General features: G+C 73.5%; 12 protein-coding genes. 6 read left to right on the top strand and 6 right to left on the bottom strand.

All coding sequences use genetic code 11. From position 1 onward, the window contains the following. Positions 1–14: 14 nt before the first annotated feature. Entirely contained in the window at positions 15–806 is a 792-nt protein-coding gene (locus IF27_RS29080) for an MBL fold metallo-hydrolase (RefSeq protein ID WP_052852864.1), read from the bottom strand. Positions 807–902: 96 nt separating this feature from the next. On the opposite strand from IF27_RS29080, the gene IF27_RS29075 reads away from it, so the two are divergent. Next, complete coding sequence (locus IF27_RS29075) at positions 903–1,694, top strand: SDR family NAD(P)-dependent oxidoreductase (protein WP_052852863.1); 792 nt, start codon at positions 903–905, stop codon at positions 1,692–1,694. Between the two features lie 8 nt (positions 1,695–1,702). Here the strand turns inward: IF27_RS29075 and IF27_RS29070 are convergent, their stop codons facing one another. The 4 genes from IF27_RS29070 to IF27_RS29055 form a co-directional block, all read right to left on the bottom strand. Next, positions 1,703–2,161 (bottom strand): VOC family protein, encoded by a 459-nt coding sequence (locus tag IF27_RS29070; RefSeq protein ID WP_052852862.1) that lies wholly within the window; start codon positions 2,159–2,161, stop codon positions 1,703–1,705. A 144-nt stretch (positions 2,162–2,305) separates the two neighbouring features. After that, complete coding sequence (metX, locus tag IF27_RS29065) at positions 2,306–3,430, bottom strand: homoserine O-acetyltransferase MetX (protein WP_110946360.1); 1,125 nt, start codon at positions 3,428–3,430, stop codon at positions 2,306–2,308. Further along, on the bottom strand, positions 3,427–4,785 hold the full coding sequence (locus IF27_RS29060; RefSeq protein WP_110946359.1) for a bifunctional o-acetylhomoserine/o-acetylserine sulfhydrylase: 1,359 nt from the start codon (positions 4,783–4,785) through the stop codon (positions 3,427–3,429). The genes metX and IF27_RS29060 overlap by 4 nt, the downstream gene beginning before the upstream one ends. Positions 4,786–4,870: 85 nt before the next feature. Further along, complete coding sequence (locus IF27_RS29055) at positions 4,871–5,359, bottom strand: beta-class carbonic anhydrase (RefSeq protein ID WP_052852859.1); 489 nt, start codon at positions 5,357–5,359, stop codon at positions 4,871–4,873. Positions 5,360–5,857: 498 nt separating this feature from the next. Here IF27_RS29055 and IF27_RS29050 point away from each other — a divergent pair, with 498 nt between their 5' ends. The 3 genes from IF27_RS29050 (at position 5,858) to IF27_RS31895 (ending at position 11,468) form a co-directional block, all read left to right on the top strand. Then, positions 5,858–8,701: a PQQ-dependent sugar dehydrogenase gene (locus IF27_RS29050; RefSeq protein ID WP_052852858.1), complete on the top strand. Its 2,844-nt coding sequence runs from the start codon at positions 5,858–5,860 to the stop codon at positions 8,699–8,701. Beyond that, positions 8,698–10,434 (top strand): ThuA domain-containing protein, encoded by a 1,737-nt coding sequence (locus tag IF27_RS29045; protein ID WP_052852857.1) that lies wholly within the window; start codon positions 8,698–8,700, stop codon positions 10,432–10,434. Before IF27_RS29050 ends, IF27_RS29045 begins: the two co-directional genes overlap by 4 nt. Positions 10,435–10,583: 149 nt before the next feature. Next, complete coding sequence (locus IF27_RS31895) at positions 10,584–11,468, top strand: RICIN domain-containing protein (RefSeq protein ID WP_052852856.1); 885 nt, start codon at positions 10,584–10,586, stop codon at positions 11,466–11,468. A 48-nt stretch (positions 11,469–11,516) separates the two neighbouring features. Here IF27_RS31895 and IF27_RS29035 read toward each other — a convergent pair whose 3' ends face one another. Continuing rightward, complete coding sequence (locus IF27_RS29035) at positions 11,517–12,689, bottom strand: hypothetical protein (protein WP_052852855.1); 1,173 nt, start codon at positions 12,687–12,689, stop codon at positions 11,517–11,519. Between the two features lie 332 nt (positions 12,690–13,021). Between IF27_RS29035 and IF27_RS29030 the strand changes: the two genes are divergently transcribed. Together IF27_RS29030 and IF27_RS29025 are read left to right on the top strand one after the other, a co-directional pair. Beyond that, entirely contained in the window at positions 13,022–13,624 is a 603-nt protein-coding gene (locus IF27_RS29030; protein ID WP_052852854.1) for a hypothetical protein, read from the top strand. Positions 13,625–13,635: 11 nt separating this feature from the next. Next, entirely contained in the window at positions 13,636–14,433 is a 798-nt protein-coding gene (locus IF27_RS29025) for a fibronectin type III domain-containing protein (RefSeq protein ID WP_110946357.1), read from the top strand. Positions 14,434–14,690 lie beyond the last annotated feature (257 nt).

The following is a 14,690-nucleotide window of genomic DNA, read 5'->3' as shown; positions in this document are numbered from 1 at the left end:
GGGCCGGACGGTGCTCACCCCTCCCAGGAGGTGAGCACCGTCCCGTCGAACGGCGCCGTCGCCCCCACCTCGCCCAGGATCGCGTCCAGTTCCGGCCCCGGCGGGTTGCCGCAGCCGAGCGCCACGGCCACCACCCGCGTCCGCCCGCCGATCGCGCCCCGCTCCCGGAGCGCGGCGACGGTCCGCGCGAACGACGCGAGGTCGTGGTGCTGGCCCGTGCCGGGCCGCGTCCCGTCGTTGCAGTCCAGCAGCACGAAGTCGTACGCCGGATGCTCCACCGCGGGCAGCCGCGGCCCCGTGTCCCAGGCGGCCAGCAGTCGGTCGTCCACCGCGTACAGCAACGCCGGGCCGACGTACGGGTCGTCCCGCCAGTGGTCGGCGGCCAGCGCCCGCACCCGGTGGCCGCTGGCCAGGCGCACGCGGTCGCCCGCCAGCAGCGGCGTCCACGTGACGGGCGATCCGGGCGCGACCCAGTCGCGGCACAGGTCGAGGGCGGCAGGCGGCCCCGCCACCTCAAGCGGCGCCTCCGCGCCCCGCCGCGCCTCCGCGTACTGCCGCCACAACAGCGGCTGCGGATCGGCGTGATCGGGGTGCGCGTGCGTGAACAGGACGGTCCGCACGCCGTGCAGCGGCACCCCCGCGCGCCGCACGCCGCCCGTGTCGATCAGCAGGGTGCCGTCCACCAGCACGCTCGTCTGCGCCCGCTCCGCCCCCGGCGTCTCCCGCGCCCAGACGCACGAGCGGCACACGCACCAGGGATTGGGCCAGCCGTCGGCCGACCCCGTGCCCAACAGCCGTATCTCCACGCCGCTCATCATGCACAGCGCGCCCGCCCACGGCCCATCCGCCCCCGCACCGGAATCGGGACGACCGGTGTCAGCGCCGTATGAAAGCGTGAGCCCATGCCGAAGACCAGCCCGACACCCCACGTCGCACTCGTGACCGGAGCCAACCAGGGCATCGGCGCCGCGACGGCGCGCGAACTCGCCGCACGCGGCGCCGCCGTCCTGTGCGCCTACCTGGACCCCCGCACGGCGGACGCCGCGGACGGCGCCCCCACGGGCGAGGACGTCGCCGAGGAGATCCGCCGCGCGGGCGGCCGGGCGGACGCCTACGCGGCCGACCTCTCCGACCCCACCGCCCCCGCCGCGCTCTTCGACCATGCCGAGGCCCGTCTCGGCCCCGTGGACATCCTCGTCAACAACGCCTCCGGCTGGGTGCAGGACACCTTCACCCCCGAACCCGCCGACCGCTTCGGCCGCCCCCTGCGCCCCGTCAGCCCCGAGACGTTCCGGCAGCAGTTCGCCGTGGACGCGCTGGCCCCCGCCCTGCTCATCGGCGAACTGGCCAGGCGCCACCGCGCGCGCGGCGCGGACTGGGGCCGCGTCATCGGGCTGACGTCCGGCGCAGAACTCGGCTTCCCGGGCGAGGTGTCCTACGGCGCCGCGAAGGCCGCCCAGACCCACTACACGCTGTCGGCCGCCGCCGAACTGGCCGCACTCGGCATCACCGCGAACGTCGTGCACCCGCCCGTCACCGACACCGGCTGGGTGACGGACGAGGTGCGCCGCTTCGTCGAGGAGAGCCCGACGCTCTTCCACGTCGCGAGCCCCGAGCAGGTGGCCAGGACCATCGCTCATCTCGCCTCAGACGAGGCCGAGTTGATCACCGGGAACGTCATCACGCTGCGCTGACCCCCGCGTCAGCCCGACCGTCCCGGCGTGTCGGCGAACACGCCTTCCAGCATCCCGGTGGCCTGGCCCACCTCGACCAGATAGCCGTCCGGGTCACGGAAGTAGCAACGGATCTCGGCCTTCCGGTCCAGCGGCTCGGTCACGAACTCCGCGCCGTGCGCCACGGCGTGCGCGTGGAACGCGGCGATGTCCGCGACCCGCACGTTGAGGAACGAGGAGACGGGGTCGCCGGGCTCGGGCGCCCGCAGCGTGATCCCGGGCTTGTCGGGCGTGGGCCCGCCGCCCGGGTTCATGATGATCCAGCTCCCCGCGACCTTGACGATGCAGGGGTTCTCCTCAAGCACCACCTGGCCGCCGAGGACATCGGCGTAGAAGCGCCGCGAGACCGCCACGTCCCGCACCGTCAGGAAATGCGTCAGCACGAGCCCCTGCGCGGGGGTCGGCCAGTCGTCACGGCGTTCGCTCACGGGTCCGTCCCTTCGCCACCCGCCGGATGCCCTCGCGCCCACGGCCGCGGGCCGTGCTCCGGCGCGGTACCCCGACGCTAGCCGCGCCGCCGGTGGCCGGCAGCCCGAGCGCCGCCGTCCGCGCCGCGCCCCCGGGCGCCCGGCTCACGCCAGCAGCTCGCGCACCAGAGCCCCGACCTGCTCCGTCTCGGCGAGGAACCCGTCGTGCCCACGTGCCGACTCGATGACCCGCAGCCGGTCGGCCCCCGCGATGCCCCGCGCCAGCTCGGCCTGCTGCGCGAGCGGGTAGAGCCGGTCGGAGTCCACGCCCGCCACGAGCGTGTCCGCCCGCACCCCGCGCAGCGCCGCCGCGACGCCCCCGCGCTCGCGTCCCACGTCGTGCGCGTTCATCGCGTCGCTGAGCACGACGTAGCTCGCCGCGTCGAAGCGGCGCACCAGCTTGTCGGCGTGATGGTCCAGATAGCCCTGCACGTCGAAGCGCCCGTCGTGCCCCGCGCGCCCGAAGCGGGCGGCCAGCTCGGGCTCGCTGCGGTAGGTGATGTGCGCGATGCGCCGCGCCAGGCCGAGGCCCGTGTGCGGGCCGCCGCCGGGGGGCGCGTCGTGGTAGTGCCCGCCGTGCCAGGACGGGTCGCCGCGTATCGCCCGGACCTGCGCGTCCGACCAGGCGATCTGCTCGGCGGACGCGGCGGCCGTGCAGGCCAGGAGCAGCAGCGAACCGACGCGCGCGGGGTGGGTGACCGCCCATTCCAGCGCCCGCATCCCGCCCATCGAGCCGCCGATCACGGCGGCCCACCGCCCGATGCCCAGGGCGTCGGCGAGGCGCGCCTCGGCCGCCACCTGGTCCCGTGGCGTGAGCAGCGGGAACGCGCCGCCCCATGCCCGCCCGCCTGGCCCGGCCGACGCAGGGCCCGTCGTGCCCTGGCAGCCGCCCAGCACGTTCGGCGCCACGACGAACCAGCGGTCCGTGTCCAGGGGGCGCCCCGGACCGATCAGCGCGTCCCACCAGCCCGGCGTCGGATGGCCAGGTCCCGCGGCCCCTGCGGCGTGGCTGTCGCCCGTCAGGGCGTGGAGGACGAGCACCGCGTTCGACCCGTCGGGCGCGCGGCGGCCCCACGTCTCGTACGCGACGGTGACGGACGGCAGCTCCCCGCCCCGCTCCGGGCGCAGCGGGCCCCCGCCGAGCCGCGCGAAGCGGCGCGCGCCCGCCGGGTCGCCCTCCCGCCAGGCCCCGGTGGCCGGCGGGAGGGCGGTGTCTGCCGCCGTGTTCAGGACGCGCCCTTCGCCGCGCGGAAGCCGCTCTCCAGATCCGCGACGAGGTCGTCCACGTGCTCCAGGCCGACGGACAGCCGGACGAGACCGGGGGACGTCCCCGTGGCGGCCAGCTGCTCCTCGTCCAGCTGGCTGTGCGTCGTGGACGCGGGGTGGATGATGAGGCTGCGGACGTCGCCGATGTTCGCCAGGTGGCTGAACAGGCCGACGCCGTCCACGAACCGCCTGCCCGCCTCCACCCCGTCACGCAGCTCGAACGCGACGACCGCGCCCGCGCCGCGCGGCAGGTACCGCTCCGCCGCCGCGTGCCAGCGGCTCGACGCGAGCCCCGGGTAGTGCACGGCCGCCACCTCGTCGCGCTGCTCCAGCCACGTCGCCAGGGCCAGCGCGTTGGACGAGTGCCGCTCGACGCGCAGGCTCAGCGTCTCCACGCCCTGGAGCAGCAGGAACGCCGAGTGCGGCGCGATCGCCGGGCCGAGGTCGCGCAGCAGCTGCACGCGCAGCTTCACGGCGTACGCGCTCGGGCCGAGCGCCGGCCAGTAGCGCAGCCCGTGGTAGCTCGGGTCGGGCTCGTTGAAGTCGGGGAACCGCTCGGCGTGCGCACCGAAGTCGAACGTGCCGCCGTCCACGACGACGCCGCCGATCGTCGTGCCGTGCCCGCCCAGGAACTTCGTCGCGGAGTGCACCACCACGTCCGCGCCGTGGTCCAGGGGCCGCAGCAGGTAGGGCGTCGGCACCGTGTTGTCCACGATCAGCGGCACGCCCGCGTCGTGCGCCGCCGCGGCGACGGCGGCGACGTCCAGCACGTTGCCGCGCGGGTTGCCCAGCGTCTCGGCGAAGAACGCCTTGGTGTTCGGCCGCACGGCCGCGCGCCACGCCTCCGTGTCGTCCGGGTCCTCGACGAAGGACACCTCGATCCCGAAGCGGGGCAGCGTGTGCCGGAAGAGGTTGTACGTGCCGCCGTACAGCGACGCGCTCGACACCACGTGGTCGCCCGCCGAGGCCAGCGTCAGGACGGCCAGCGTCTCCGCGGCCTGCCCCGAGGCGACCGCCACCGCCGCGACGCCGCCCTCCAGCGCGGCGATCCGCTGCTCCAGCACGTCCTGCGTCGGGTTGTGGATGCGGGTGTAGATGTTGCCCGGCTCGGCCAGCGAGAACAGGTCGGCGGCGTGCTGGGTGTCGCGGAACGCGAAGGACGTCGTCTGGTAGATCGGCACCGCGCGGGCGCCGGTGGCCGGGTCGGGCGCGGCCCCGGCGTGGATCTGGCGGGTCTCGAACGACCACGCGGCCGACGGCTCGGGCCGGTCGGCGTCCTGCGGGGTGTGTCCGCCGGTCACGGCTTCTGGCTGGCTCATGCGGAATCCTCGGGAATCTCGGTGTGCGGGTGTGCGGGTGTGCGGGTGTGCGGAGGGGGAGCGGGACGGGCGGCGGGGCCGAGGGTCAGACGACCTCGCCGAGCCGCCCCGTGGCCACGTCGAGGACGAAACCGCGCACCGACTCCTTGTGCGGCACGAAAGGACTGGCGGCGATACGCCGCAGCGACTGCCGCACGTCCTCCTCCGCGTCGGGAAAAGCCTCGGCCGCCCACGGCGGACGCAGCCCGGTCTCGTTCTCGATCTGCTGTTTGAACGCGTCGTCGGCGAAAGTCACCATCCCGCAGTCGGTGTGATGGATGAGCACGATCTCCCGTGTTCCGAGGAGCCGTTGGCTGATCGCCAGTGAACGGATCACATCGTCGGTCACCACCCCGCCGGCATTCCGCACGACATGCGCGTCACCCTCGTTCAGGCCGAGGACGCCGTACGGGTTCAGCCGCGCGTCCATGCAGGCCACGACGGCGACGTGCCGCGCGGGCGGCAGCGGGAGCGGCCCTTCGAAAGCCGCCGCGTAGGAGGCGTTGTGTTCCAGGAATTCATCCGTGACCGTCATGGCCGCACCTTTCTCTGCCCTGCTCTCCCGGAGCCTAGGCAGGGCGCCGTGACACGGTGAAGGAAAACGGCCAGAATCCACGAACCTGCCACGCGGTCGCAATGCACGGCAACAAAGCGACGGAATGCGACCACGGAATCGGACGCCTGTGCCACCACGGAAGTCCACGGATTCTCCACCGGCCCCACACCCGCCCTGCGCGGGCCCTCGGTGACGCCGCCCCCGCGCAGCGTCACCGCCCGCCCGCCCCGCCGGGGCGGCGGTACCGGTTCCGGGCCGCCGCGCGACGGCGCGGATTCAGGTGTGCGAGAGGGCTGTTCAGCGACCCCGTGAGTCGTTACCTTCCCTGTGGGCCCCGGTCTTGTCTGCCGGTGCCACACCACCTCTGGCCTGCGGAGCCACCCCTCCCGTCCCACGGTCCCGCATGCCCCGGCGCGACGGCGCGCGCCTGTGCGACTGCTCTTTCATCTGCCCCCCGTTGTGCCACGGAGGACGCACGTGCACAGGAGATTCAGAACATTCTTCGCCGCGTTGACGGGATCGGTGCTCGCCATGGCGGGCGCCCTGACCGTCATCGCCCCGTCCCCCGCCACCGCCGACCCGGCCCCCGCCGCGCCCATCGAGGCGGCGGCCGAGTTCCAGCAGGTGGCGCTCGCCAGAGGAGCCGCCGAGACCGGCGAGCCGATGTCGCTCGCGGTGCTGCCCAACCGCTCGGTGCTGCACACCGCGCGCAACGGCACCCTGCGGATCACCGACGCCGCGGGCAACACCAGCGTCGCGGGCACGATCCCCGTCTACAGCCATGACGAGGAAGGGCTCCAAGGCGTCGGCGTGGACCCCGGCTTCGCCACCAACCGCCACATCTACCTCTACTACGCCCCGCCGCTCAACACCCCGGCAGGGGACGCGCCGAGCGAGGGCAACGCGGCGGCCTTCGCGCCGTTCAACGGCGTCAACCGCCTCTCCCGCTTCACGCTCAACGCCAACAACACGCTGAACCTCGCCAGCGAGGTCCGCGTCCTCGACGTCGCGGCGAACCGCGGCCAGTGCTGCCACGTCGGCGGCGACATCGACTTCGACGCCCAGGGCAACCTGTACCTGTCCACCGGCGACGACACGAACCCGTTCGCCTCGGACGGGTACTCGCCCCTCGACGAGCGCACGAACCGCAACCCCGCGTTCGACGCCCAGCGCTCCTCGGGCAACACCAACGACCTGCGCGGCAAGGTCCTGCGCATCAAGGTCAACGCCGACGGCACCTACTCGATCCCGTCAGGCAACCTCTTCGCCCCCGGCACGCCGAACACCCGGCCCGAGATCTACGCGATGGGCTTCCGGAACCCGTTCCGCATCAGCGTGGACAAGCGGACCGGCGTCGTCTACGTCGGCGACTACGGCCCGGACGCCGGCACCGCCTCGCCCGGCCGCGGCCCGGCCGGTCTGGTGGAGTTCAACCGCATCCCCAGCGCGGGGAACTACGGCTGGCCCTACTGCGTGGGCAACAACCAGCCGTACGTGGACTTCAACTTCGCCACCAACACGTCGGGCGGCGCCTTCAACTGCGCGGCTCCCGTGAACAACTCGCCGAACAACACCGGCCAGACGACGCTGCCCCCGGTGCGCCCGGCGTGGATCCCCTACGACGGCAACTCCGTCCCCGAGTTCGGCGGTGGCTCCGAGTCGCCGATGGCCGGGCCCGTCTACAACTACGACCCGAACCTCCAGTCGTCCGTGAAGTTCCCCCAGGAGTTCGACGGCGACTTCTTCGCGCTGGAGTTCGGCCGCCGCTGGATCAGGAACATCGACGTGAACGCCAACGGCACGGCGGGCGCGATCAACCAGTTCCCCTGGACCGGCACCCAGATCATGGACGCCGCCTTCGGACCCGACGGCGCGCTGTACGTCCTCGACTACGGGACGAGCTGGTTCAACGGCGACGAGAACAGCGGTCTGTACCGCATCGAGAACGTCACCGGAGGACGCTCGCCGGTCGCCCAGGCGTCGGCCAACCGCACCTCGGGCCCCGCACCACTGGCCGTGCAGTTCTCCTCAAGCGGCAGCAGCGATCCCGACGGCGACCCGATCACCTACTCCTGGAACTTCGGTGACGGCACCACATCGACGGCCGCCAACCCGACCAAGACGTACACCCAGAACGGCACCTACACCGCGACCCTGACCGTCCGCGACCCGTCCGGTGCCACCGGCAGCGCCTCGGTCCAGATCTCGGTCGGCAACACGGCGCCGACGGTACGCCTCGAACTACCGGCCGACGGAACGCTCGTGGACTTCGGTGACGCCGTGCCCTTCCGGGTGACGGTCACCGACCCCGAGGACGGGCAGATCGACTGCTCCGAGGTCACGGTCAACTTCATCCTCGGCCACGACAGCCACGGCCACCCGCAGACCTCGGCCACCGGCTGCTCGGGCACGCTCCAGACGCTCGCGGACGGCGAACACGACCCGAACGCCAACATCTTCGGTGTCTTCGACGCCGAGTACACGGACGGCGGCGGCCTCACCTCGCACGACCAGGCCCAGGTCCAGACGCGCCAGCGGCAGGCCGAGCACTTCTCCAGCCAGAGCGGCGTCGAGATCGCCACGCACGCGAACGCCCACGGCGGTCGCACGGCCGGGTACATCGACAACGGCGACTGGATCGCGTTCCAGCCCTACCTGCTCTCGAACGTCACGCAGTTCACCGCGCGCGTGGCCTCCGGCGGCGCGGGCGGCGCCATCCAGATCCGGGCCGGTTCGCCCACGGGCACCCTCCTCGGCTCGGTCAACGTCCCGGTGACCGGCGGCTGGGAGACGTACCAGAACGTCACCACCGGCATCTCCGGCGCACCCGCAGGGACGACCACGCTCTACCTCCGCTTCACCGGACCCACCGGTGGCGCCGCGCTGTTCGACGTGGACGACTTCACCCTGACGACCGGCGGCAGCAACCCGAACCCGAACCCGAGGACGGGCCCGATCACCGGCTACGGCGGCAAGTGCCTGGACGTCGCGGCGTCCAACACGGCCGACGGCACGCAGATCCAGCTCTACACCTGCAACGGCACCGGCGCCCAGACCTGGTCGCTGCCCGGCGACGGCACGGTCCGCGCGCTCGGCAAGTGCGCCCAGGCCGCCGGTACCGGCAACGGCTCACGGCTCCAGCTGTTCACCTGTGACGGCGGGGCGGACCAGCAGTGGTCGCCGCGCCCTGACGGCACGCTGGTGAACCCGGTGAGCAACAAGTGCGCGGACGCCGAGGGCGTGTCCTCGGCCGACGGCACGCGTATCCACCTGTGGGACTGCCTCGGCGCCGCCAACCAGAGATGGGTGCTCCCCTCATGACCGGACGCCTGACCCGCTTCGCCCGTATGGCGGTCGGAGCCCTGCTGTGCGCCGCCGCCCTGCCCGCCCTCGCGGCGGGTCCGGCCTCGGCCGCACCCGACGACCCGCGCTACGACGTGCTCGTCTTCTCGAAGACCGCCGGTTTCCGGCACGACTCGATCGACGAGGGCATCGCCGCCATCCGCCAGCTGGGCGCGGGGAACAACTTCTCCGTGACCGCGACCGAGGACGCGAACGCCTTCACGGGAGGCAACCTCGCGCAGTACGAGGTCGTCGTCTTCCTCTCCACCACGGGCGACGTCCTGAACGGCGCCCAGCAGACCGCGTTCGAGGGCTACATCAACAACGGCGGCGGCTACGTGGGTGTCCACGCGGCGGCCGACACCGAGTACGACTGGCCCTGGTACAACGGGCTGGCCGGTGCCCTCTTCCACTCGCACCCGCACATCCAGTCCGCGACGGTCAACGTCGAGGACCGGGCCCACGACGCCACGGCGCACCTGGGCTCGACCTGGCAGCGCACCGACGAGTGGTACAACTACCGCACCAACCCCCGCACCACGGCGCACGTCCTCGCGTCGCTCAACGAGTCGAGTTACACCGGCGGCAACATGTCGGGCGACCACCCGATCGCCTGGTGCAAGGACTACCAGGGCGGTCGCGCGTTCTACACCGGCGGCGGCCACACGGCCGAGTCGTACAGCGAGGCCGCGTTCACGCGGCACCTGCTGGGCGGCATCCGCTGGGCGGCCGAGGTGACGGAGGCCGACTGCCGTCCCGAGACCGGCTACACCAGCATCTTCAACGGCTCGAACACGGCGGGCTGGTCGCAGGCCGGTCCCGGCTCCTTCTCGCTGAGCAACGGCACGCTGACGTCCCAGGGCGGCATGGGCCTGCTCTGGTACCAGGCGAGGGAGTACACGGACTACTCGCTGAAGCTCGACTGGCGTCTCGACGGTGACGACAACTCCGGTGTGTTCGTGGGCTTCCCGCCCTCGGGGGACCCGTTCTCCGCCGTCAACAACGGCTACGAGATCCAGATCGACGCGACGGACAGCCCGGACCGCACCACCGGAGCGATCTACGGCTTCCAGTCGGCGAACCTCGCCGTCCGCGACGCCGCGCTCAATCCACCGGGCGAGTGGAACACGTACGAGATCCGCGTCGAGGGGGAACGCCTCCGGGTCTACCTCAACGGCAGGCTGATCAACGACTTCACCAACACCGATCCCGCCCGCAGCCTCCAACAGGGCCACATCGGGCTCCAGAACCACGGAGCCGGTGACACGGCGTCCTTCCGCAACGTCCGCGTCCAGAACCTGGACGACGGCGGGCCGGGCCCGAACCCGAACCCGAGGACGGGCCGGATCACGGGTTACGGCGGGAAGTGCCTGGACGTGGCCGCGTCCAACACGGCCGACGGCACGCAGATCCAGCTCTACACCTGCAACGGCACGGGCGCCCAGACATGGACGCTCCCGGGCGACGGCACAGTCCGCGCGCTCGGCAAGTGCGCCCAGGCCGCGGGCACGGGCAACGGTTCCCGTCTCCAGCTGTTCACCTGTGACGGCGGGGCCGACCAGCAGTGGGCACCTCGTGCCGACGGCATGCTGGTGAACCCGGTGAGCAACCGGTGCGCCGACGCCGAGGGTGTCTCCTCGGCCGACGGCACCAGGATCCACCTGTGGGACTGCCTCGGCGCCGCCAACCAGCGCTGGGTCCTGCCCACCTGACGCACCGCACAGCACCGCACCATCCCCGCACTCCCGGGTGCCCGGCCGCCGCCAGCGGCCGGGCACCCGCCCTTTTCCCTCACGGCCCGGCAGCGCATACCCTCTACCTCGCACACCCCACCCCCTCCCTCCGCGAGCAGAGGAGACCGGTGTCCGAGGAACGTTTCGCCACCACGTTCGCCCGCAAGCCAGCCCGCCCCTCCCGGGGCATCGCACCCGGCCGCCGCGTCTGGACGACCCTGTGCGCCACCGCCGTCGTCACCGCCGCCGTCGCGGGCACCGGGACCGTCGCCGCCCGGCTCCTCGCCCCGGACGACGCTGCCCCCGTCTCCGCCGCCGCCCCGCCGGGCGAGCGCGCCGAGGAGCCCGGTCCGCAGCAGCCGCCTCCCGCCTCACCCGACGCGTCCCAGGACGCCGACGACCGCACCGAGGAACCTGCCGAGGAACGGGACGAACCCGCGCCGCCCGACCCCGGCGCGCCCGATCCGGCGCCCCGCGCCCCCGCCCCACCCGCTGCACAGCCCGACGCCGGGACCGGCACCGGCGCGGACCCCGGCGAGCAACGCCCGGCCGACGAGCCCGAGGAACAGCCGGAAGAACCCGAGCCACGCGCCGATCCCGAACCCCCGCCCGCCGCCCCCGCCGTGACCGGCAGCACCGGCCACCTCATCGGCCTCGCGGGCAAGTGCGCCGAGGTCCCCGCCACGTCCCCCGGCACCGGCAGCCAGCTCGGCACCTGCTCCGACTCCGCGAACCAGCGCTGGCTGGTCGCCTCCGACGGCACGCTGCGCGTCGCCGGGCAGTGCCTGGCCCTCTCGGGCGGCGCGACGTCCGACGGCACCCGGGCGGTCCTGGCCGCCTGCAACCCCTCCGACACCCGCCAGCACTGGCGTATCGAACGCGCCGCCGGTGACGTCGTCAACGTCGCCGCCGACAAGTGCCTCGACGTCGCGCATGCCGACCCGACCGACGGCACCCCCCTCCAGATCGCCTGGTGCTCGGGCAACAGCGCCCAGAAGTGGTCCGCCCCCTGAACGGAGAGCCCCGAGGACGCGGCGGACGTCCCCCGGCCCCGCCACCCCTCACGTGTCGGCGGCCGGACGTCCCTCGCCTCCCGGGGCGGCCCGGTTCCCGAGGTGCCGCCGTACCCTGCTGCTCGGGTCGGCGGCCAACTGGGCCACCCTGCGGTCCACTTCGCGCGGGTCCAGGAGACTCAAGGTGCGCCACGCCTCGGCGCGTACGCGAGCCTTGCGGTGTCCGAGGAAGTCCAGCACCCGCGGCACGTCGCACGCGCCTCCGAGGTCGGCGAGCCCGCCCAGCGCGGCGATGACGATCCCTTCCGGCACGTCACCTGGCGCCAGGGCGTCCCGGTACACCTGCGGCGCGAGACCCGTGTGGCCGCGCGCGTACAGGGCGGCGCGAGCCTCGTAGCGGACCCGCGCGTCGCGATCGAGCATCGCCCGTCGCAGGTACGGCTCGCCCTGCGGCTGACGAGCCCGTGCACGGAGCGCGCGCCTGCGGATGCGGGGGTTGCTGCTGTCCTCCAGGCACGGGAGGAGGTCGTTCTGCTGCGCCGCCGTCAGCCGCGACGACGTGGCCACGCGCGCGGCCCACCGCCACAGGGCCGGATCCCTGGCCGCGAAGGCGGCCCTGACGGACGCGACGGGCTCGATCCGGGCGAGCCACCGCAGGGAGCAGGCCCGCACCAGGGGATCGCTCGACCGGGCGCCCTCCCACAACGCCTCCCCTCCGTCGCGGTGCAGAAGGTCCTCCACCACGGCCAGGAGACCACCGGCCCTGCGGCGCCTGCTCAGCCTGTCGAGCATGGGCAGCGCCCGGACGAGCAGGTCCACGTGCTCCGGCGCCAGCCGTGTGGTCAGCGCCTCCTGCGCGAGGCTTCGCACCTCCCCGACCGGATCGTTGAGCCGCAGCAGGAGGAAGGGGACGGGGAAGGGCTCCGGGCAGTCGGCCAGCTCGGCGACACCGGCCTCCCTGACGTACCCGGACCGGTCGAACGACTTCAGCGCCGCCAGGGCCACGGCGTACCGGCCGGGGCCGTGCACGAGAGAGCCGAGACCGTAGCGACGGCCGCGGTAGTCCGCCTCCAGACGCACCAACTCCGCCGGTGTCGCCTGCCGCAGCAGGCTGTCCAGACGGCGCGCCGCCAGGGCGGGCTCCTCGTCCCAGGAGAGCACGACGTGGACGACGGACCCCAGAAGCATCGACGGGGGCAGACCCGTCCCCGAACCGGACATGAACCGCTCCTCGCCTCGACCCCTCGCCGTTCTCGATCCGCCCCAGTGTTCCTTGTCCGGCGTCCACGCCAGAACCGCAAGGCTCCTCGGATTCTGCCCGGGGCCCCGGCGGTCGCGGACCGGAACCGGCGGGCCCGGCCCCCGGCCCACGGCGGCCGGGACGTCTGCCTGCGGTGTTGCGCAACGGCCCGTTCGAGGCGCCCTCCGCCGCCGTGCCGCCCCTCTTGACGGTCCATAGGTCCAGTCCTATGGTCCGGACCACTTCTCCACTCGCTCTGCCATGCCCGCCGGGCCCCGGCGGGCCGATCCCCCATGTGACAGGGACGTGACCCATGCGTAGAAGTCTGCGGACCCTCGCCGTGACCGCCGCGGCGTTCGCCACCGCGCTGTTCGCGGCGGCCCCCGCGTCGGCCGAGGTGGAACCCGGCGGCTGGACCTCGATCTCGCCGACCTTCACCGTCCAGGAGCGCGGCTGCGGCCAGGTGGACAACCTGACCTTCCGCCTCACCTGTTCCACCGCGAGCGGTGACCAGCGCGCCGAACGCCGCTACGCCACCTACACCGGCGGCACCCGCCAGTTCGAGGGCTACTTCCGCATCGCCAGCATGAGCGGCACCCGCATCAGCCTCAAGCAGACGTTCCACGAGTCCGGCTCGGGGCCGTACTTCATGCTGGCCGGCGAGCGGGGCGGCCGTCTGTACGCCGTGCACGGCGGCACCACGCTCTCCAACGCGGGCACGGTCGGCGCCACCGTCCGCGTCAACACCGTGCACCAGGTGGGCAGTCAGCACCGCACCTACATCAACGGCTCCCTCGTCCACACCTACAGCAGCCCCGGCGGGAGCTTCTACGACAAGTTCGGTGCCTACCGCACCAACAGCGGGGCCGGCCCGGCGACCGTGGTGTGGAGCGGCGTCCAGTTCTGGCGCCGGTGACGGGCGGACCTGTGACCCACGCACGCCGCGCCGCCGCTCCGCTCGCGCTCGTCCTGGCGCTGGCCGCCTGCTCGGGGTCCTCGTCCGACGACGCGACCGGCCGGGGAGTCACCTCCTCCCCGGCCGGGGCGGGCGACACCGCCACCGACGTCGGCCCCGGCCCGGAGCCAGGGGCGCCCACCCTGCGCGCCACGCTCACCACACCCACCGACATCGACCTCTCCTGGGACGGCGGCGCCCCCGGGACGTCCGGATACGTGCTGGAGTTCGCCACCGAGGAGGACGGCGAGTACACCGCACTCCAGTACCTGCCGCCCGAGGTCACCGAGTTCCGGCACCCCGACCTGATCCCCGGGACGCCGTTCTTCTACCGCCTGCGCGCCTTCGACGGCCCCACGTCAGGACCGGTCGAGGTGGACCTCCCCGAGGGCGAGCTGACCGCGGAGGACGAGAACACCGACCACGCGTGGCTCTCACCGGTCACGCGGGAGGACGCCACGGTCCCGGGCAGCCCGCTCGCCACCGGCGAGGACGCCGCGCCCGCCGCCCTGGAGGCCGAGGTGATGCACGCCAACGGCATCCACTTCACCTGGACCGACCGCTCCGCCGACGAGGCCGGTTTCCTGCTGGAGTCGCGCCTGCCGGGCGAGGGCTCCGTCTTCGGCCCCGTCGCCCTGCTCGAACCCGACGTCAACTCCTACGGCATCATCACCCTGCCCGAGGAGAAGCACGCGTCCTACCGCGTCCGCGCGTTCACCTACGGGCCGCGCTCCAACACCGTCCTGCTCACCACCGGCGTCACGGCATGAGGGCGCGGCACCAGTCCGCGAGGTCCGCCGTGCGGGGAAGCGAACCGGCCGCGTCGCACAGTGCCTCGGGGTCGGCCGCGCCCCGCCGCGGTGGGGGAGACGGCGCCGGGGCGGGCCGCGGCGGCGCCGCGCTCCGTCGGCGCTCCCCCCGCTCCACCGGTGCGGGAGGCGCCGCGGACGCGCTGCGCACGGTCGGCGGCGAGGGCACGGGACGCGGCGGCACCGTGCCCTCCACGGGCGACGGCGGCGTCAGCGCC

The sequence above is a fragment of the Streptomyces avicenniae genome (assembly GCF_000719135.1).
In the GTDB taxonomy this organism is placed as follows: domain Bacteria; phylum Actinomycetota; class Actinomycetes; order Streptomycetales; family Streptomycetaceae; genus Streptomyces; species Streptomyces avicenniae.
Note: the sequence above shows the minus strand (reverse complement) of the source record. Positions and strands in the feature narration are given on the sequence as shown.

Bases quoted from the DNA above. Each gene is read 5' to 3' on its own strand.
- IF27_RS29045 (WP_052852857.1), top strand. From the start codon at position 8,698: ATGACCGGACGCCTGACCCGCTTCGCCCGTATGGCGGTCGGAGCCCTG.
- IF27_RS29075 (WP_052852863.1), top strand. From the start codon at position 903: ATGCCGAAGACCAGCCCGACACCCCACGTCGCACTCGTGACCGGAGCC.
- IF27_RS29030 (WP_052852854.1), top strand. From the start codon at position 13,022: ATGCGTAGAAGTCTGCGGACCCTCGCCGTGACCGCCGCGGCGTTCGCC.
- IF27_RS29035 (WP_052852855.1), bottom strand. From the start codon at position 12,689: ATGTCCGGTTCGGGGACGGGTCTGCCCCCGTCGATGCTTCTGGGGTCC.
- IF27_RS29060 (WP_110946359.1), bottom strand. From the start codon at position 4,785: ATGAGCCAGCCAGAAGCCGTGACCGGCGGACACACCCCGCAGGACGCC.
- IF27_RS29055 (WP_052852859.1), bottom strand. From the start codon at position 5,359: ATGACGGTCACGGATGAATTCCTGGAACACAACGCCTCCTACGCGGCG.